This is a genomic window from Pontivivens marinum, assembly GCF_900231835.1.
GTDB classification, from domain to species: domain Bacteria; phylum Pseudomonadota; class Alphaproteobacteria; order Rhodobacterales; family Rhodobacteraceae; genus Pontivivens; species Pontivivens marinum.
In genome coordinates this window covers 97572-114552 of sequence record NZ_OCTN01000003.1, presented here as the reverse complement: position 1 = coordinate 114552, position 16981 = coordinate 97572, and the positions used below count along the sequence as shown (strand labels likewise).

General features: G+C 59.9%; 18 protein-coding genes. 9 read left to right on the top strand and 9 right to left on the bottom strand.

All coding sequences use genetic code 11. The features are described from left to right. Positions 1 to 52: 52 nt before the first annotated feature. Entirely contained in the window at positions 53 to 1231 is a 1179-nt protein-coding gene (locus CR254_RS09575) for an MFS transporter (RefSeq protein ID WP_097929639.1), read from the top strand. Position 1232: 1 nt separating this feature from the next. On the opposite strand, the gene CR254_RS09570 is transcribed toward CR254_RS09575, so the two are convergent. Both CR254_RS09570 and greA read right to left on the bottom strand, forming a co-directional pair. Beyond that, entirely contained in the window at positions 1233 to 2210 is a 978-nt protein-coding gene (locus CR254_RS09570; protein WP_097929638.1) for a hypothetical protein, read from the bottom strand. Between the two features lie 13 nt (positions 2211 to 2223). Further along, positions 2224 to 2694 (bottom strand): transcription elongation factor GreA, encoded by a 471-nt coding sequence (greA, locus tag CR254_RS09565; RefSeq protein ID WP_097929637.1) that lies wholly within the window; start codon positions 2692 to 2694, stop codon positions 2224 to 2226. Positions 2695 to 2851: 157 nt separating this feature from the next. On the opposite strand from greA, the gene CR254_RS09560 reads away from it, so the two are divergent. After that, positions 2852 to 3853: a phosphatase PAP2 family protein gene (locus tag CR254_RS09560; RefSeq protein ID WP_097929636.1), complete on the top strand. Its 1002-nt coding sequence runs from the start codon at positions 2852 to 2854 to the stop codon at positions 3851 to 3853. 101 nt (positions 3854 to 3954) lie between these two features. Then, the gene (locus CR254_RS09555) at positions 3955 to 5604 is read left to right on the top strand and encodes an electron transfer flavoprotein-ubiquinone oxidoreductase (protein WP_097929849.1); all 1650 of its coding nucleotides are present in this window, start codon (positions 3955 to 3957) and stop codon (positions 5602 to 5604) included. Between the two features lie 17 nt (positions 5605 to 5621). On the opposite strand, the gene CR254_RS09550 is transcribed toward CR254_RS09555, so the two are convergent. Continuing rightward, positions 5622 to 6389: an NAD(P)H-dependent oxidoreductase gene (locus CR254_RS09550; RefSeq protein ID WP_097929635.1), complete on the bottom strand. Its 768-nt coding sequence runs from the start codon at positions 6387 to 6389 to the stop codon at positions 5622 to 5624. A gap of 102 nt (positions 6390 to 6491) precedes the next feature. On the opposite strand from CR254_RS09550, the gene CR254_RS09545 reads away from it, so the two are divergent. Together CR254_RS09545 and CR254_RS09540 are read left to right on the top strand one after the other, a co-directional pair. Continuing rightward, positions 6492 to 8171, top strand: coding sequence for a tetratricopeptide repeat protein (locus CR254_RS09545; protein WP_097929634.1), 1680 nt, complete (start codon positions 6492 to 6494; stop codon positions 8169 to 8171). Beyond that, on the top strand, positions 8168 to 8989 hold the full coding sequence (locus CR254_RS09540; protein WP_097929633.1) for a 4-(cytidine 5'-diphospho)-2-C-methyl-D-erythritol kinase: 822 nt from the start codon (positions 8168 to 8170) through the stop codon (positions 8987 to 8989). The genes CR254_RS09545 and CR254_RS09540 overlap by 4 nt, the downstream gene beginning before the upstream one ends. Here CR254_RS09540 and CR254_RS09535 read toward each other — a convergent pair. Beyond that, on the bottom strand, positions 8986 to 9918 hold the full coding sequence (locus tag CR254_RS09535) for a polyprenyl synthetase family protein (RefSeq protein ID WP_097929848.1): 933 nt from the start codon (positions 9916 to 9918) through the stop codon (positions 8986 to 8988). The two genes, CR254_RS09540 and CR254_RS09535, sit on opposite strands and share 4 nt — an antisense overlap. A gap of 113 nt (positions 9919 to 10031) precedes the next feature. Between CR254_RS09535 and CR254_RS09530 the strand changes: the two genes are divergently transcribed. The 3 genes from CR254_RS09530 to CR254_RS09520 all read left to right on the top strand — a co-directional run bounded on the left by CR254_RS09530 (position 10032) and on the right by CR254_RS09520 (position 11264). Beyond that, positions 10032 to 10253, top strand: a complete 222-nt coding sequence (locus CR254_RS09530) for a putative signal transducing protein (RefSeq protein WP_097929846.1) — start codon at positions 10032 to 10034, stop codon at positions 10251 to 10253. Continuing rightward, on the top strand, positions 10250 to 11008 hold the full coding sequence (locus CR254_RS09525) for a tRNA1(Val) (adenine(37)-N6)-methyltransferase (protein WP_245851546.1): 759 nt from the start codon (positions 10250 to 10252) through the stop codon (positions 11006 to 11008). Before CR254_RS09530 ends, CR254_RS09525 begins: the two co-directional genes overlap by 4 nt. 91 nt (positions 11009 to 11099) lie before the next feature. After that, positions 11100 to 11264 (top strand): YdcH family protein, encoded by a 165-nt coding sequence (locus CR254_RS09520; protein ID WP_097929632.1) that lies wholly within the window; start codon positions 11100 to 11102, stop codon positions 11262 to 11264. Positions 11265 to 11313: 49 nt separating this feature from the next. Here the strand turns inward: CR254_RS09520 and CR254_RS09515 are convergent, their stop codons facing one another. The 4 genes from CR254_RS09515 to CR254_RS09500 form a co-directional block, all read right to left on the bottom strand. Continuing rightward, a complete protein-coding gene (locus CR254_RS09515) occupies positions 11314 to 12057 on the bottom strand; it encodes a type 1 glutamine amidotransferase (RefSeq protein ID WP_097929631.1) in 744 nt (247 codons plus the stop codon). A 210-nt stretch (positions 12058 to 12267) separates the two neighbouring features. Beyond that, positions 12268 to 12990, bottom strand: coding sequence for an acetoacetyl-CoA reductase (phbB, locus tag CR254_RS09510; protein ID WP_097929630.1), 723 nt, complete (start codon positions 12988 to 12990; stop codon positions 12268 to 12270). A gap of 65 nt (positions 12991 to 13055) precedes the next feature. Continuing rightward, the gene (locus CR254_RS09505) at positions 13056 to 14231 is read right to left on the bottom strand and encodes an acetyl-CoA C-acetyltransferase (protein ID WP_097929629.1); all 1176 of its coding nucleotides are present in this window, start codon (positions 14229 to 14231) and stop codon (positions 13056 to 13058) included. 80 nt (positions 14232 to 14311) lie between these two features. Further along, positions 14312 to 15463 carry an alpha/beta fold hydrolase gene (locus CR254_RS09500; protein ID WP_180955957.1) on the bottom strand — a complete coding sequence of 384 codons (1152 nt, stop codon included), beginning with the start codon at positions 15461 to 15463 and terminating at the stop codon, positions 14312 to 14314. Between the two features lie 120 nt (positions 15464 to 15583). Between CR254_RS09500 and phaR the strand changes: the two genes are divergently transcribed. Continuing rightward, on the top strand, positions 15584 to 16174 hold the full coding sequence (gene phaR, locus CR254_RS09495) for a polyhydroxyalkanoate synthesis repressor PhaR (protein WP_097929845.1): 591 nt from the start codon (positions 15584 to 15586) through the stop codon (positions 16172 to 16174). A gap of 1 nt (position 16175) precedes the next feature. Here phaR and CR254_RS09490 read toward each other — a convergent pair whose 3' ends face one another. Then, positions 16176 to 16973 (bottom strand): EAL domain-containing protein, encoded by a 798-nt coding sequence (locus CR254_RS09490; RefSeq protein WP_097929627.1) that lies wholly within the window; start codon positions 16971 to 16973, stop codon positions 16176 to 16178. Positions 16974 to 16981 lie beyond the last annotated feature (8 nt).

The following is a 16981-nucleotide window of genomic DNA, read 5'->3' as shown; positions in this document are numbered from 1 at the left end:
CGCTTTTCCAGACCTGCCGTCGCTGATAAGGGATGCAGGAAGGAGCCTTCCGATGCCGCGAAATCCAGTTCTTCAGCCTGCGGGTATCCGCACGGCGCTAACCTATGCTGCGATCTTTTGCGCGCTGGGGGCGCATCTGCCGTTTTGGCCGCTATGGCTGTCTGACTGGGGGTTGAGCGAGGCCGAGATCGGCAGCTTTACCGCCGCCGGCATGGTGATCCGCGTGATTGCGGGGCTGGCGGTTCCTGCGCTTGCCGACCGGATTGATAACAGGCGGCTGGTGCTGGCCGGTGTTGCGGGCTTTGGGGCCATAGCTTTTGCCGTGCATGGCCTGCTGGATGACCGGACATTGTTGATGCTGGCTACGCTGAGCACGGGTGTGGTTTTTGCCGGAATGATCCCGATTGCGGATGCGTTGGGCGGGGCGGCGGCACGGACTGCTGGGTTTAGCTATGCGCCTGCGCGGTCGATGGGGTCGCTGGCCTTTCTGCTGGCCAGTCTGGGCGTCGGGTGGCTGATCGGCAAATATGGCATCGTGGTGGCGCAATGGTGGATCGTGGTCAGTCTGGCCCTGACCATCTGGTTCGGCGCAACCCATCCGGGTGGTGGCAAGGTTCGCCAATCCGTGCCACCCCGCTTTGCCGATCTGATGCAGTTGCTCAGTGAAAAACGGTTTCTGGTGTTCATTGGCGCGATTGGGTTTGCGCAATCCAGCCATGCCGTTCTGTACGCCTATGGATCGCTGCATTGGCGCGCTCTGGGCGTGGATGAGGGCGTGATCGGGCAGTTATGGGCCTTTGCCGTGGGGGTCGAAACCCTGCTGATGCTGCTGTTCGGAACATGGCTGATCCGTCGGTTCGGGGCCGTTGGTGCGATTACGGTCAGTGCCGCCGCCGGTATCGTGCGGTGGGCCATTATGATGACCGACCCGTCGGGGGCGATGCTGTGGGTGCTACAGGGATTCCATTCGCTGACATTTGCCGCCGGCCATTTGGGGGGCATCGCCTTTATCGCGGCTGCGGTGCCGGAGCGATTGGCCGCATCGGCGCAGGGGATGTTTTCATCGGCTATCGGCGGGATATTGGTCGCGCTGGCCATGGCCGGTGCCGCCGTGATCTATCCGATGGCGGGCGGGTTGACCTATGGCGTATCGGCTGTGATGTCGGCGATAGGATTGATCTTTGCAATCTGGCTGGGTCGCATATGGAACGGCGGGCAAACGGTGCGCTAGATTAGTCCAGCGCACCTGCCACAGTTGCCAGCAACATAAAGGCGCGGCCCGTGCGGGTATCGGCCAAGCGGGCAACCTCGTCATCATCATCCACCCGCGCGCAGATCGATTTGAGCAGAATGTCGAAGTGCCGGATAAAGTGCAGAACCGCGTCGCGCATCACATCATCGGACCGCATTCGCCCGCGTGTCAGAGACAGCGCGGTTTGGTCGTTGATTGCGGCCAGTCCGGACATTTCTGCACCGCGGGTTCCCTCGGCGAATTGGCGCCACAGGGACGGGTCCGAGGCGACAGGCTTTAGATCATCCATATAGATGCCGTCCTGCGACATCAGATTCAGAACATCCTCGGCCGCACGCAAAACCTGTGCAACCTGACGGTCGCGCATGGCGCGGTGCATGGCGCGGAAACCGGCGGCATCGTCCTGATCCAGCGGGAAGTTCAGCGCCCGCACCAGATCGGCCCATGGGGGCGGGTCGCTCTCAACGGCAGTGTCAGGTTCGTTCAATGGCAGCGAGGGCTGGCCGGCCTCTCGCTTTGCAATGGGTGTTACACGGGGAACGGCGCGGGGGCGCACGGTGGCTGCACGCGCGGTGTTTTCCGCAACCTCGGCCAAGACCGTTCGATCCGCGGCGCGACCCTCTAGCAGGGCCAGCAGAGCGCGATCGCTGACCTGCTGTCGGGCGGACAGTTTTTGAAACATAACGTCGATTTCAGGGCGGGTCAGCGCCGCAGTCGTGCCAGTGGGCTGTGCGTTGATCCGCTGCGCGATGTCGTCCAGTTGGCTGCGTGTGGCGGCCAGCCGTTTGAAGACGACTGCCAGCACTGCGATCAGTCCAGTGGGCACAATCGCCGCCAGCAGCGCGAACAGGCCTGCGCCCTGTTCTGCCGTTGTCGATGCCCACCATGCAGCGACCAGCGCGCACCATGCGAACGCTGCTACACCTGCTATTATCCAACCCTTCCAGACGCTTTGCACCCGGTGCTCTCCGCTATTTATACTCGATACTCAACACTTCGTAACTGCGCGTTCCGCCGGGGGTTCTGACCTCGACGCTGTCGCCTTCTTCCTTGCCGATCAGGGCGCGGGCGATGGGCGAGCGGACGTTTAGCAGGCCGTTTTCGATATCAGCCTCCTGTTCGCCCACGATCTGATAGACCTTTTCCTCGTCCGTATCCTCATCAACAATCTTGATGGTGGCGCCGAATTTGATCGCGCCCGATAGTTTCGAGACCTTGATAACCTCGGCGCGGGAGATGACGCTTTCCAGCTCCTTTACGCGGCCCTCGATAAAGGACTGCTTTTCGCGGGCGGCGTGATATTCGGCGTTCTCGGACAGATCACCATGCTCACGTGCCTCGGCGATGGCTTTGATGACGGCGGGACGCTCCACAAGTTTGAGGTTCTTGAGTTCTGCATCCAACTTCACAAAACCCCGCTCTGTCAGGGGGACCTTTTCCATCATCCGTCTCCGTCATTCACATGGGGCCTATGGTCCCGTGCGGTAAATAAAAAAGGGCCGCGCTCGATTGGCACGGCCTATGACTTGACGATAGGTTCGCAGCGGGTGAGTTGCAAGGGAACGCGACGCTTAACAGGCGGTTCCAAGGGGCTGAAAAATGCGAATGACATTGCGCGGCGGGGCCCTGTCTGGCCCGATCCTGTTCAATCTGGCCTTTGCGCTATATCTGGCCTGCACTGTGGCAGTCACTGCGTTGCTGGGCGAACCGCATGGCGTGGTGCAAATGGCACTGCGGGGCGGGCGTGATGGTGCGCTGGTGCTGCTTTTGCTGGGGCTTAGCCTGTTTGTCACGTTTTACGGTATCTGGCGGGGGCAGGTCAGCGGTGTCGCCGGGCGGTTATTGGCTGCGATTTTGGTCGGCGCGGGAATTTACCTGTATCTGATACCAGCCTTTGCTGTGGTGAAGGGAATGATCTCACTGCCATTCGGGTTCTGGGCTGATCCTATGCTGGCGCGGCTGGATATGGCGCTGCATGGCGGGCGCGATGCGTGGGTTCTATATTGGCCGTTGGTTGATGTGATCCCGGCGAAACTCGCCTTTATCGGATATAATTTTGGCTGGGCGGTCGTGTCCATGGGCCTGCCGGTGCTGGCTATGGTGTTTGATCCCGACCCAGTGCGGCGCAACCGCGTGCTGATCTGTTACACATTCGTCTGGATCGGTATCGGCAATGTGTTGGCCATGGTTTTCGCTTCGGTCGGGCCGGTTTACTATGAGGGCCTGCTGGGCGCGCCGCGATATGCTGATTACCTTAGCGCGCGTGAGGGGCTGATGCCCGCCGCTCATGCCGTGCGGGAATTACAGGATGCCCTGTGGCGCAATATGGTGGAACGTCAGGGCCAGCTAGGCTTGGCGATTTCGGCCTTTCCGTCGGTACATGTCGGTATTGCCGCGCTGACAATGGTGTATTTCGTCTCACTCGGTCGGATTTTTGCGATTGTTGGCATCGGCTACTGCGCGCTGACGCAATGGAGCAGCGTTGTGTACGGGTGGCATTACGCGGTGGACGGATATGCCTCGATTTTATTGGTGGTCTCGCTGTGGATCGCGCTAGGTTTTGGAATGAAACGTTCCGTCAGACAAGGGCTTGGGACGTAGCAAAGCAGGGCTAAGGAGCCTTCGAATGATTGACACTGTGTTGCTGAAACTCATAGCTGTCACGAAATGAAATTACCCGGATGAGCAAAGAGGGTCGAAATATGGCTGAAGTCGAACGCGAAGCGATGGAATACGATGTTGTCATCGTTGGTGCAGGACCGGCTGGCCTATCAGCAGCAATCCGGCTCAAGCAGCTCGACGCGGATCTGGAAGTTGTTGTTCTGGAAAAGGGCTCCGAGGTTGGCGCGCATATCCTGTCCGGCGCGGTTTTGGACCCGTCCGGCCTAGATGCGCTGATCCCTGATTGGCGCGAACGCGGCGCCCCGATCACGACCGAGGTGACGGAGGATAAGTTCCTCGTTCTGGCGCCGCAGGGCTCCGTTCGTATTCCGAACCTGCCCATGCCGCCGCTGCTGAACAATCACGGCAACTACATCGTTTCCATGGGCAATGTTTGCCGCTGGATGGCCGAACAGGCTGAGGCATTGGGCGTCGAGATTTTCCCCGGCATGGCCTGCTCCGAGCTGGTTTACGGCGATAAGGGAGAGATCAAGGGCGTTGTCGCAGGCGAATTTGGCATTGAAAAAGACGGCACCAAGGGGTCGTCCTACGAACCAGGCATGGAGCTGCACGGCAAATATGTCTTCCTCGCTGAGGGTGTGCGCGGATCGTTGAGCAAGCAGGCGATTGCCCGCTACGGTCTGGATGCTGGTTCGGACGTGCAGAAATACGGTCTGGGCATCAAGGAAGTTTGGGACATCAAGCCCGAGCATCACAAGCTGGGTCAGGTCACGCACACAATGGGCTGGCCACTGGGCGGCAATGCCGGCGGCGGATCGTTCCTGTACCATGCTGAAAACAATCAGGTCTTTGTCGGGTTCGTGACGCACCTGAACTACAAGAATCCCTATCTGTCGCCCTATCAGGAATTCCAGCGGTTCAAGCATCACGTTGATATCGCCCCGATTTTCGAGGGTGGAAAACGTGTGGCTTACGGCGCGCGCGCCATTACCGAGGGGGGCTTCCAGTCGATCCCCAAAATGACATTCCCCGGCGGCGCGCTGCTGGGCTGTTCCGCCGGTCTGGTCAACGTGCCGCGGATCAAGGGCAACCACAACGCGATGTTGTCGGGCAAGGCCGCAGCCGAGGCAGCCCATGCCGCAATCGCCGCCGGTCGTCAGTCGGATGAACTGACCGGCTATACCGAAGAGGTCAAAACCGGCCCCATCGGTCAGGATCTGCAAAAGGTGCGCAACGTAAAGCCGCTATGGTCGCGCTATGGCCTGACAGCTTCGCTGGTGCTGGGCGGTTTGGACATGTGGTGGGCCTCGCTGTTTGGCAAGCCGCTGCTAGGCACGTTCAAACATGGCAAATCCGATGCGGACAGCACCGAATCCGCGCGCCGTCATTCGCCGATCGAATATCCTCGCCCCGATGGTAGGCTTAGCTTTGACCGGCTGACCAATGTTTCGTTCTCTGCCACCAACCATGGTGAGGACCAGCCGACGCATCTGACGCTAAAGGATGCGGACCTGCCGACCCATGTGAACCTGCCGAAATATGCAGGCCCGTCACAGCGTTACTGCCCTGCGGGCGTGTACGAATTTGTCGGGGATGAAGGCGATAAGCGGTTCCAGATCAACGGTCAGAACTGCGTTCACTGCAAGACCTGTGATATCAAGGATCCGCTGCAAAACATTGTCTGGACCGTGCCGCAGGGCGGTGACGGGCCAAACTATCCCAACATGTGACCTTGGTCGGGCGCGCGTTACGGCGCGCGCCCAGCGGGCGTAATAAAGGCGCTGTGCTGCGGCGCATCAGCGCGCAGTCGCCCATCCGCATCAAATTCGTCATCGCGATTAAAGCTGAGCCGTGGCAGGGCGTCGAACCCCGCAATCAGCGCCTGTTGCCCTGCAAGCGTCTGGCCCAGTCGCTGTTGCAACTGCACCAAGCGATCCCCGCGATTATAGCCGTGAACGCCGTGCACCACCTGCGGGCGCATAACGTCCATCCCCAGATATCGCATCGTATAGGCCAGCGGCCATAGCAGCATCCGCACGTCGCCCTCCTTGCCATCCGGCCCGCTTTCCTCGGCGCGGGACCCGGTGCTGACGCAAAACGCCACGGATTTATCGCGGGCGCGGCCAGTGTCTAACCGTTGGGATGTGTCGTGCAGGGCACCATGGGCCAGAACCCGCTCTGTCCATCCCTTTAGGATCGCTGGCGGGGCAAACCACCAGATGGGGAAGTGTAGGATGATGAGATCCGCCGCGCGCACCTTGGTGATTTCGGCCTGAACGTCGGGCGGAAAATCGTCGCTGGCAGCGGCGTTTTCCTGTGCCATTAGTGGATCGAAACCGGTGCGGGGCAGGGCGTAATGTTCGGGCCGCTCCACCGGATCAAACCCCATTGCGTCCAGATCGGACCATAGCACCGTGTGACCCAATGCGATGGATGCATCCGCACTGGCCTGTGCCCATGATGCGTTGAACGACCCCTGACCCGGACGGGCAAGTACAATCAATGTCGTCGTCATGGTGCGGTCTTTCGTGGATTTGGCAGTGATAGCGGGAAGTTGCGTTGCCCTCCCCGAACGACGTGCATAGGGTGTCGATAATCAGTTTTACGAGGGTCCAATATGTCGTTCCGTAGTGCAATCATCTTGGCCTCTGTTTTGGCAACCTGTGGCATGTCGAGTGTGCAGGCACGCAGTTTATCAGGCTCATACCTTGCGGCGACGCAGGCAGAACTGCATGATGACCACGAACAGGCTGCGATGTATTACACGCGCGCACTTGGCTACGACGCTGAAAATCCCGGGCTGTTGCAGCGGGCGATGCAGGCACAGGTTTCACGTGGGGATGTCGCCGTTGCAGCCAGTATCGCGGATCGGTTGCTGGCGCTGGATGCGGAAAACCAGTTCGCCGCCTTGGTTGCGATGACAAATGATGTGCAGCGCGGCGATCCTGCGCGGGCCTTGGCGCGGTTGGATCAGGGTGAGCAGGGCATGACGCCGCTGCTGGCTGAACTGATCCGCGGGTGGTTGATGCTGGAACTGGGCGACCGCACGGCAGCACTGGATATTTTCGACGCCCTGTCGGGCAATGAAACCTACGAGGTTTTCGGCGCCTTTCACGCCGCGCTTGCCCTTGCGATGGATGGTCAGGTTGCTGAGGCCTCGCAGCGGTTGGAGCAAAGCGATGTCGGCCCCGTTCGGCTGAACCGTCGATCCACGCTGGCGCGGGTGCAATTGCTGGCCGCCAGTGGTCAGGATGATGCCGCGCTGGAACTGGCCGATAGCGTGCTGGCCACCGGATTTGGCGATCAAACTTTCGAGGCGCTGCGCGACCGTATCGCCAACGGGGATGAGGTGACGTTTAATCTGGTCAAATCCGGTGGTGATGGTCTGGCCGAGGTGTTCTTTGACCTTGCCTCTGTTCTGGGTGAGGAGGGCGCAGATGTCGCGTTGGTCTATGGGCGTTTGGCCGCGCATGTTCAGCCCGATTTGGCCGAGGCACAGTTGCTGGTCGCTGAAATCCTGAACAATCAGGGGCAATTCGCGCTGGCGACACAGGCCTTTGATGCGGTTTCGGATCAGTCCCCACAATTCATCGAGGCAGAGCTGGGCCGGGCGCAGGCCCTAGGCGATGATGGCCGTGATGACGATGCAATTACTGTACTGGCTGAATTGGCTGCCGATCATCCGGACACGATGCGTTTGCAATATTTATACGGCGATGCCCTGCGCCGTGCCGAACAACCGGAAAACGCCGTTGCGGCCTTTGATGCAGCGATTGCGCTGTTGGGTGAGCCGACGACGCAGCATTGGTTGATCTATTACCAACGCGGTGTTGCCTATCACGATGGCGGCGACTGGACCCGTGCCGAGGCTGATTTCCGCTACGCGCTTCAGTTGCAGCCGGAAAATGCGCTGGTGCTGAATTATCTGGGATATTCGCTGGTCGAGGAACGCCGTAATCTGGACGAGGCTCTGGACATGATCCGCCGCGCGGTCGAACGCCGCCCCTATGACGGCTATATCGCGGATTCGCTAGGCTGGGTGCTGTACCGGATGGAGCGGTTCGATGAGGCGGTTGAGCCGATGGAGCGCGCGGTTGAACTTTCCCCCGTTGATCCGTTGATTAACGACCATTTGGGCGATGTATATTGGGCCGTGGGCCGCGAGCGCGAGGCGGAGTTTCAGTGGAAGCGCGCTCTCTCCTTTGATCCCTCGCCCGAGGAGAAAGACCGCATCCGCCGCAAGATCGAGGTCGGGCTGGATGCTGTGTTGAGCGAAGAAGCCGCGACCGCGCAGTGACCCATAGCAATCGGCACCTCGCGCGGGCCAAGATTAACCTGACATTGCACGTCACGGGCCGTCGGCCTGACGGGCTGCATCTGCTGGATAGCTTGGTTGTGTTCGCTGAGGTTGGCGACGTTATCGAGGTAACGCCAGCGGCGGAGGTATCGCTGACAATTGACGGCCCCTTTGCGCAGGGGCTTAGCGTTGCGCCGGATAATCTGGTGCTGCGCGCGGCGGCGCATGTTGGCGCGGTGGGCGCGATCCGGTTGACCAAGGTTTTGCCGGTGTCCTCAGGCATCGGGGGCGGTTCTGCGGATGCTGCTGCGACCGTGCGGGCCATGGTCGATACCTTGCCCGATGCGCGCAGTTTGCAGGTTTTGGGAGCGGATGTTCCGGTCTGCCTTGCCTCACGCACGGCACGGATGCGCGGCATTGGAGAGGTGCTGGAGGCGGTGCCTGATTTGCCGCCCTGTTGGGTGGTTTTGGTCAATCCCGGTGTGGGTGTTTCAACGCCAGCTGTGTTTCGGGCGCTCGAAACGGCAGATAACCCGCCGATGGAATTGCCTGATAGCTTTGCGGATTTCGATGGGTTTACGACTTGGCTAGGTCAGCAGCGCAATGACTTGCAGGAACCGGCCTGTCAGGTCGCGCCGGTAATCCGCGATGCTCTGACCGAACTGGGCCGCGATGCTGCGCTGGCGCGGATGTCCGGTTCCGGCGCGACCTGCTTTGGACTGTATCCAAATGAGGCCGCAGCACGGCGCGCCGCCGATCGATTGCGCGCGGGGCACCCCGACTGGTGGGTCGCTGCGGCCCCGCTGCGCCGCGATTAACGCAGGCGTGCGACGACGAATTCGGCTAGGTCGTGCATCTCGGCCCGAATTGCGTTGTCGGGCAAATCCTTCAGGCAGGCCTGCGCCTGTGCCACATAGTCGAACGCGGTTTTGCGCACGCTGTCCAGAATGCCGCGGCGGTTGAAGATCGCCAGCGCTATCTCCAGATCACCCTCCTGATAACGGCCACGGGCGATCAGGCGCTCCCAGAACACGCGCTCCTCGGCATCGGCGACGGCAATGGCGCGGATGACGGGCATGGTCAGTTTGCCCTCTCGCAGGTCGTCGCCGGTATTCTTGCCGATCTCCTCGCCGGTCAGGTCCAGCAGGTCATCCGCAATCTGGAACGCAATCCCCAGCGCATCGCCGTAATCGCGCAGGGCGGTGATGTCATCCTCGGACGCACCGGCGACCAGCGCGCCAACTTCGGTTGCGGCGGCGAACAGGGCGGCGGTTTTGCCACGAATGACGCGGATATAGGTTTCCTCAGGCGTGCCGAGATTGCGTGAGACGGAAAGTTGCAGCACCTCCCCCTCCGCGATGACGGCGGACGCATTGGCGAGGATATCCAGCACGCGCAGGCTGCCTGCCTCAACCATCAACTGGAACGAGCGGGCGAACAGGTAATCCCCGACCAGAACGCTGGATTGGTTGTCCCATAGCAGGTTCGCCGTGGGCCGCCCGCGCCGCTGATCGCTTTCATCCACGACATCATCATGCAGCAGGGTGGCGGTGTGAATGAACTCAACCGTCGCGGCCAGCTTTACGTCATGCTCACCGTCGTAATCATACAGCCCCGCCGCAGCCAAGGTCAGCAGCGGGCGCACACGTTTGCCGCCTGCGCCGATCAGATGGGCGGTTACCTCGGGGATGCGGGGGGCGTTCTCGCTCTCCATCCGAGTGGCAATCATGGTGTTTACGGCGTTCATCCGTGTTTCAAGCAGCGTCTGTAGGCGGGCGATTGGGGTGGTCAATTCACTATCCTGTCACAGGCCGGTCAGAGGACTCGACGACGAAAGGGGCAAGGGCTACACCCATGCGCATGGAAGAAATACTACGAACGAACGATCCGGTTACGCTCAGCTTCGCAGAGGCGTTGTTACGTGGTGAAGAAATAGACAGCTTCGTCATGGACGTCCATATGAGTGTGCTCGAAGGATCCATTGGTGTGCTGCCACGTCGCATGTTGGTGGCGCGTGCGAATGCGTTTCGTGCCCGCGCTATCCTGTCCGATAATGACATCGAAGTGAGCCGCCCGAGGTGAGCTTTGCCGCCGCCGACCTGACCTACGATGCCTTTCTGGGCGGTCGGTTGCATATTTGGCAACCGCGTCGCGGATATCGCGCCGCTACGGACCCGGTATGGTTGGCGGCAAGTTGCCCCGCAAAACAAGGCGATAGCGTGCTGGAGCTAGGCTGCGGCGCAGGGACCGCATTGGCGTGTCTGTCCACACGGGTTGGCGGACTGACGCTGGCGGGGTTGGAACTGCAAGAACCCTATGCGGAACTGGCCCGCCGAAATTTGCCCGTAGGTTCCGAGGTGTTTGTCGGTGATCTGGCCCGTAGTCCGGCTGAGTTGCGCTCGCGCAGTTTCGATCACGTTATTGCGAATCCTCCTTTTTACGCCGCTCAGGGCGCGGTCCGCCCCACAGATGCCGGTCGTGGTACCGCCCATGTCGAGGATACGCCGCTGGCCACATGGATCGACGCCGCCCTGCGTCGCCTGCGCCATCGCGGTACGTTCAGCATGATTAACCGCACCGACCGGCTGGCCGATATGTTGGCCCCGCTGGACGGGCGCGCAGGTGGCATTTTGATCCAGCCGCTGGCATCGCGCAGTGGCCGTGCCGCCGACCGCGTTATTGTGCATGCCATCAAGGGCGCGCGCGGCCCGCTGCGATTGCTGCCGCCTGTGGTCGTGCATGAGGGGGATACGCATCCGGGGGATGTGGCGCATTTCACGCCGACGGCCACCGCCGTTTTGCGAGACGCAAATCCCCTAACACTCGGCGCAATATAGGGAAAATTGCGTGAAAAACCAGACATGACAACGCAGATTTTCTGTGGCGCAATGTGGGTACTGCAATCTGGATGGAAGGAGTACCCCACGAATGAGCGTTTCCTCGCATGTCAGCGCGCTTCAGAAAAAGCACGCCACCCTGTCCCAGACGATCGAATCGGAACAGCGAAGCCTCGCCTCCGATGATTTGCAAATTGCCGAAATGAAGCGGGAGAAGCTGCGGTTGAAGGAGGAAATCAGCCGCCTGTCTTCCTAGACTCAACGCCCTGATCCGGCGTGGGCGGTTATGACCGCCCCGCCGGTGATTACGCCTGCGCTAGGCGCCTTGCTGATGCATCGCGCAAGTATTGGATCATCCAGCGCGCCCAATCCGCATTATGAACGGGTTGGTCGAGCGATCTCAGCGCAGCCTCACCCACATCCTGCGGGATGGCAGCGCCAATTCGGGTGCGCACGATATCCTCGACAAAATCGGCGTTGAATTCGGGGTGTGCCTGCACGGAAATCGCCAGCGGGGCCTCGGCATCGCCATAGGCCAGCGCGGCATATTCGCAGAAATTCGACCTCGCTAATACCGTCGTCTCTGGCGGCAAGACGGTCACCTGATCCTGATGCAAAGCGCGGGTGGCAAAGGTTGGGCCAACGCCCTGCATCCAGCGGGGCTGTTTCACCACGTCATAGGTGTGCACGCCCACGCCCCAACCGCGATCGGATTTGACGACGGTGCCGCCCATCGCCTCGGCCAGAATTTGGTGGCCAAAACACACGCCGATCACGGGAACCTTGGCGGCAAGGCAATCGCGCAAGAATTGCTTGAGCGGTTCCATCCATGGCAGCGCATCGTAAACGCCGTGCCGTGATCCGGTGATGATCCAGCCGTCAACGTGATTGGTGCCTTCGGGCATTTCGCCGCGCACGACACTGTAAACCTGATAGGTCAGATCGCCATCAGCAGCATCCAGTAGGCGCTGAAACATGGGCGGGTACGAGCCATGCTTGTCGGCCAGCTCGCCTGAAATTTCACCCGTTTCTAGAATGCCGATGCGCATTGTTCCGATCTCCCTCGAATCGGATGGACGATATGCCTGTGTTGGGGGCGCGCCAAGAGCATGAATCCGAGTTGAGCGTCGATCCTTGACCAATGATTGGGTTCGTGCATCTCGCAACCAGCCAATCGTGGCTAAATCCGCAGATCAGGGACGCAAAACGGCCCGGAGCATATGTTCCGGGCCGTTCTGATATTGGAGCTTTAGGCCAAATCAGGTGAAGTACTGGCCGCCATTCGCCGTGATGGTCGAGCCTGTGACGAAGCCCGCATCGTCCGAGGTCAGGAAGGCAACGCAACGCGCGATTTCCTCTGCCTCACCCAAACGCCCAACGGGGATCTGGCTGATGATGCTGTCGCGGACCTTCTCAGGCACGGCCATAACCATGTCGGTGGCGATGTAACCGGGGGCGACGACGTTGACGGTGATGCCAGCGCGTGCGCCCTCCTGTGCCAGCGATTTGGTAAAGCCGATATCGCCCGCCTTGGACGCGGCATAGTTTGCCTGCGCGAACTGACCCTTTTGACCGTTGATCGACGAAATGGTGACAATGCGGCCGAATTTCCGCTCACGCATGCCGCCCCAAACATTGTGCGTCATGTTGAAAACGCCGGTCAGGTTGGTGTCGATCACGTCATGCCATTGCTGGGGCGTCATCTTGTGGAACGGGGCATCGCGGGTGATGCCTGCGTTGTTCACGAGAATGTCGATGGGGCCCAGATCCGCCTCAATCTGCGCGATGCCGGCGGTGCAGGCCTCGTAATCGCCAACTGACCATTTATAGGTCTTGATGCCGGTTTCTGCGGTAAAGGCTGCTGCTGCCTCATCATTGCCGCCATAAGTCGCTGCCACTTCGCAACCGGCCGCCTGTAGCGCCTTTGCGATTGCTGCGCCGATACCGCGGGATCCGCCGGTGACTACTGCCACTCTTGCCATGTTGTTTCCTCTCATACCTAGTTGGGGGGAGTAGGAGGGACCGTTCGGCCCCTCCGGTCAACTGATCAATCGCGCTCAACGCACATGGCAACACCCATGCCGCCGCCGATGCACAGGGTTGCGAGGCCCTTTTTCGCATCACGACGCTGCATTTCGAACAGCAAGGTGTTCAGCACGCGACAGCCGGACGCACCGATCGGGTGGCCGATGGCGATTGCGCCGCCGTTTACGTTTACGATTGCCGGATCCCAGCCCAGCTCCTTGTTCACGGCGCAGGCCTGTGCGGCGAAGGCTTCGTTTGCCTCAACCAGATCCAGATCATCGACGGACCAACCGGCCTTTTCCAGTGCCTTGCGGCTGGCATAAACCGGACCAACGCCCATGATCGACGGGTCCAGACCAGCGGTGGCATAGGATGCGATTCGTGCCAGAGGCGTAATGCCGCGACGCGAGGCGTTATCCGCGCTCATCAACAGGGTCGCTGCCGCACCATCGTTCAGGCCGGATGCGTTCGCCGCAGTGACCGAGCCATCCTTGGTAAAGGCAGGATGCAGTTTCTGCATCGCCTCCATCGTGGCGCCATGACGGATATATTCGTCCTGATCCACAATGGTTTCGCTGCGACGGGATTTCACCGTGAAGGGGATGATTTCATCCGCGAACTTACCAGCCTTTTGCGCGGCTTCGGCCTTGTTCTGTGAACCGACGGCAAATTCATCCTGCTGATCGCGGGAAATCTGCCACTGGTTTGCAACATTCTCCGCCGTTTGGCCCATGTGGTAGCCGTTAAAGGCATCCCACAGGCCGTCGCGGATCATGGTGTCGATGAATTTCATATCGCCCATCTTGGTGCCAGCGCGCATATGAGCGGAATGCTGGGACAGGCTCATGCTTTCCTGACCACCGGCGATCACGATATCCGCATCGCCCAAAATGACGTGTTGCGCACCCAGTGCGACGGCGCGCAGGCCGGACCCGCAAACCTGATTGATGCCCCATGCCGACGCTTCCTTGGGAAGGCCCGCATTAATATGTGCCTGACGGGCGGGGTTCTGACCCTGAGCGGCGGTAAGGACCTGACCCAGAATGGTTTCGGAGACCTCACCAGCTTCGACGCCGGCGCGCTCCAGAACCCCCTTGATCACAGCCGTGCCCAAATCGTGGGCGGGTGTGTTGGCAAATGAGCCGTTGAAGGAGCCGACGGCGGTACGGCCAGCAGCGGCGATGACGACATTAGTCATGTATCTCTCCCAATCTCTCTTTTATTGCGGCGCAGCGTAAAAGGGGTATGTGCGAATTGCACCTGTAAACATGGATCTTTTTAGACCTCTTGTAGAAACTTATGTAATGGGGCCAGCGTAGATTGCGCAACTTTTGATCCAACTATCATTCCAACATGCCCAGTTTCCGGTCGCAGGATACGCGCATGTGGAATGGCACGGGGCAGGGCCTCGGCGTTATCAGGTGGTGCGATCAGGTCATTTGTCGCGCAAAAACTTAATGTTGGGCAGGTTATATGCTCAGGCTGTACGGCCCCGCCCAGCAACGACCATTGCCCGTTATGCAGGGTGTTGGAAACGTGCCAGTCCACCAAAACCTCCTCCGCCACGCGGGGGGCGACGGGAACCGGATCGTTCAGCCAATCCTCAACCGCGATGAACAGAGCTGCCTCGGGCGAGGTTTTGTCCATCTGCGAAAATCGCGCAAATTTCCGGCGGGCCAAGCCGGGGTCCAGCATCGCAAATAGCGCCTGCATGATATCCGAGGGCACAACGCCAAAGGTCTGCGCCGCACTGCGAAACAGGGCGCGCATCGTGGGCAATTGCGGGCGGGCGCTGTCCTGTAACATGCGCGTCACGGGTGAGGAGATGGCGCAGTTCCATGGCGTGCCCAGTGTGACAAGCGCGCGAATATCATCTGGCCGCCGTGCCGCTGCGGCCACGGCCAACGCGCCGCCCATGCAATAGCCTATCACTGGAACGGGCCCACCGCCTAAAACGCGGGTAATCGCCAATGCAGGGCGCAGGCGCGTATCGGCGTAATCGGCGAGTGACAGCACCTTTTCCGTATTTCCCGGCACACCCCAATCCAGCAGCAGCGGGCGATATCCATTCGCCGCCAATGCCCGCAGGAATGAGCGTTCGGCGGTGATATCCAGAATATAGGCGCGATTTATCAGTGAGGGCAGCACCAGCAGGGGCTTTCCCTGACCGTTGCCGTAATCGCGCAACTGGGTCGATCCCTCGGACCACAAGGTCACGCTGGTATTGGGGTCACGTTGCAGGGGGGATGCCCGCCAGCGATCAATGCCGCGCAGCATCGCGTCGAGCATGTCCATCTGTTCATCCAGCTGCAAACCGGGTTGAAAAACCGCCTGTGCCAGATGAAGTGGCAACGGCACCGGCGCATTTGCGCGCAGGTCAGGCGGCCCATCGGGCGCTGGCGTGCATATCGGATCGACAGATTTGGACATCAACAGTGCTTTACCACGCATAACGCGATAGCGCGCCTGCGAAATATGCGTTGCAGTGCGAGCTTGCGCCGCACTATGGTTTTTATGACGCGGCATAAAAGACCGCAGGGGAGTGACGACATGGCTAGCAAGAATGTAGATCCGGATCAGCCGATCATCATCAAGAAATACGCCAACCGGCGGCTCTATAATACTGCAAAATCCAGTTATGTGACATTGGAGCATCTGGCCCAAATGGTACGTGATGGTGATGATTTCGTTGTGAATGATGCAAAATCTGGCGACGATATCACCCGTTCGGTCCTGACCCAGATCATTTTCGAGGAGGAGGCGAAGGGGCAGAACATGCTGCCAACCAACTTCCTGCGGCAATTGATTCGACTCTATGGCGATACCTTGCAGGGATTCGTGCCCGGCTATCTGGATGCATCGATGGATACATTCTCTCGCAATCAGGAAAGCATGCGCGATCAGGTTCGAGTCGCGTTCGAGGCCAATCCCGCAATTGCGAATTTTGAATCAATGACCCGCTCGAATATGGAGTGGTTCGAGAACACGATGCGCATGTTCACCCCCTTTGCCACCGCAGTTGCTCCCGCCCCCGCAGCGGAGCCTGTGGCCGAAAAGGCGAAGGATGTGGAGCTGGATCAGCTGAAAAGCCAGCTCGCCCAGATGCAGGATCAGTTATCCGAACTGGTGCGTAAATCCTGAGCTAGCCAGTACTGCGAGTGGATGTTGAAACCGGTGCGATGATCCAATCGGGTTTCGGTCGGGCAGGGGCAAATAGGTGCCCTTGCAAAAAGTCCACGCCAAGGTCGCTCAAACATTGCGCCTGTTCGGGGGTTTCAACGAATTCTGCCACTGTGAACATCTCGAAATGCCGCGCAATGCCGACCAACGCGGTGACGAGGCATTGATTGTCGCGATCATTCTCTATGTTGCGACTGAAAAATCCGTCGATTTTAACGCCATCCAGCGCCAGATCCCTGAATTGGCGGAACGCGGTATGCCCCGCGCCGAAATCATCCAGCACAACGGAAACGCCCATGGCGCGCACGGTGCGGGTGAACGGGATCGTCAGATCGGGATCGTCCACCGCGCGTTCCGTCAGCTCAACAATCAGACGGTCGGTGAGGTGGGGGCGGTCTGCAACCTCACGCTGTAGCAGGTTCAGCCATGCGGGGTCGCTCAACGTGGTTAGCCCTACATTTACCGACAGGCGCATGCGCGGGTGATCGGCCAATGTGCTCAACGCATTGCGCAGCACGTATCGGTCCAACTGGGTTTCGCGGCCTGCCCCCTCCAACACGGGAATAAAGGCGCCGGGCAGTAGCAATTGCCCCTGCTGCAATCGCAGTCGTGCAAGCCCCTCAAAAAAACCGACACGCGGATTCGGGCCTGAATGCAGGATGGGTTGAAAGGCAAGCTCCGTCCCACCTGCGGCCAAAGCGTCCAGAATCAGGCCGTTATGGCTGATAGAGGGCCGAGAATCGGCAGCATGCAGGTACATCTTCTCGC

What these genes read in the sequence shown, in the direction of transcription:
- CR254_RS09550 (WP_097929635.1), bottom strand. Translation starts at nt 6,389, where the DNA reads ATGACGACGACATTGATTGTACTTGCCCGTCCGGGTCAGGGGTCGTTC.
- greA (WP_097929637.1), bottom strand. Translation starts at nt 2,694, where the DNA reads ATGGAAAAGGTCCCCCTGACAGAGCGGGGTTTTGTGAAGTTGGATGCA.
- CR254_RS09515 (WP_097929631.1), bottom strand. Translation starts at nt 12,057, where the DNA reads ATGCGCATCGGCATTCTAGAAACGGGTGAAATTTCAGGCGAGCTGGCC.
- CR254_RS09505 (WP_097929629.1), bottom strand. Translation starts at nt 14,231, where the DNA reads ATGACTAATGTCGTCATCGCCGCTGCTGGCCGTACCGCCGTCGGCTCC.
- CR254_RS09555 (WP_097929849.1), top strand. Translation starts at nt 3,955, where the DNA reads ATGGCTGAAGTCGAACGCGAAGCGATGGAATACGATGTTGTCATCGTT.
- CR254_RS09520 (WP_097929632.1), top strand. Translation starts at nt 11,100, where the DNA reads ATGAGCGTTTCCTCGCATGTCAGCGCGCTTCAGAAAAAGCACGCCACC.
- phaR (WP_097929845.1), top strand. Translation starts at nt 15,584, where the DNA reads ATGGCTAGCAAGAATGTAGATCCGGATCAGCCGATCATCATCAAGAAA.
- CR254_RS09535 (WP_097929848.1), bottom strand. Translation starts at nt 9,918, where the DNA reads ATGAACGCCGTAAACACCATGATTGCCACTCGGATGGAGAGCGAGAAC.
- CR254_RS09560 (WP_097929636.1), top strand. Translation starts at nt 2,852, where the DNA reads ATGCGAATGACATTGCGCGGCGGGGCCCTGTCTGGCCCGATCCTGTTC.
- CR254_RS09575 (WP_097929639.1), top strand. Translation starts at nt 53, where the DNA reads ATGCCGCGAAATCCAGTTCTTCAGCCTGCGGGTATCCGCACGGCGCTA.
- CR254_RS09490 (WP_097929627.1), bottom strand. Translation starts at nt 16,973, where the DNA reads ATGTACCTGCATGCTGCCGATTCTCGGCCCTCTATCAGCCATAACGGC.
- CR254_RS09545 (WP_097929634.1), top strand. Translation starts at nt 6,492, where the DNA reads ATGTCGTTCCGTAGTGCAATCATCTTGGCCTCTGTTTTGGCAACCTGT.
- phbB (WP_097929630.1), bottom strand. Translation starts at nt 12,990, where the DNA reads ATGGCAAGAGTGGCAGTAGTCACCGGCGGATCCCGCGGTATCGGCGCA.
- CR254_RS09530 (WP_097929846.1), top strand. Translation starts at nt 10,032, where the DNA reads ATGGAAGAAATACTACGAACGAACGATCCGGTTACGCTCAGCTTCGCA.
- CR254_RS09500 (WP_180955957.1), bottom strand. Translation starts at nt 15,463, where the DNA reads ATGTCCAAATCTGTCGATCCGATATGCACGCCAGCGCCCGATGGGCCG.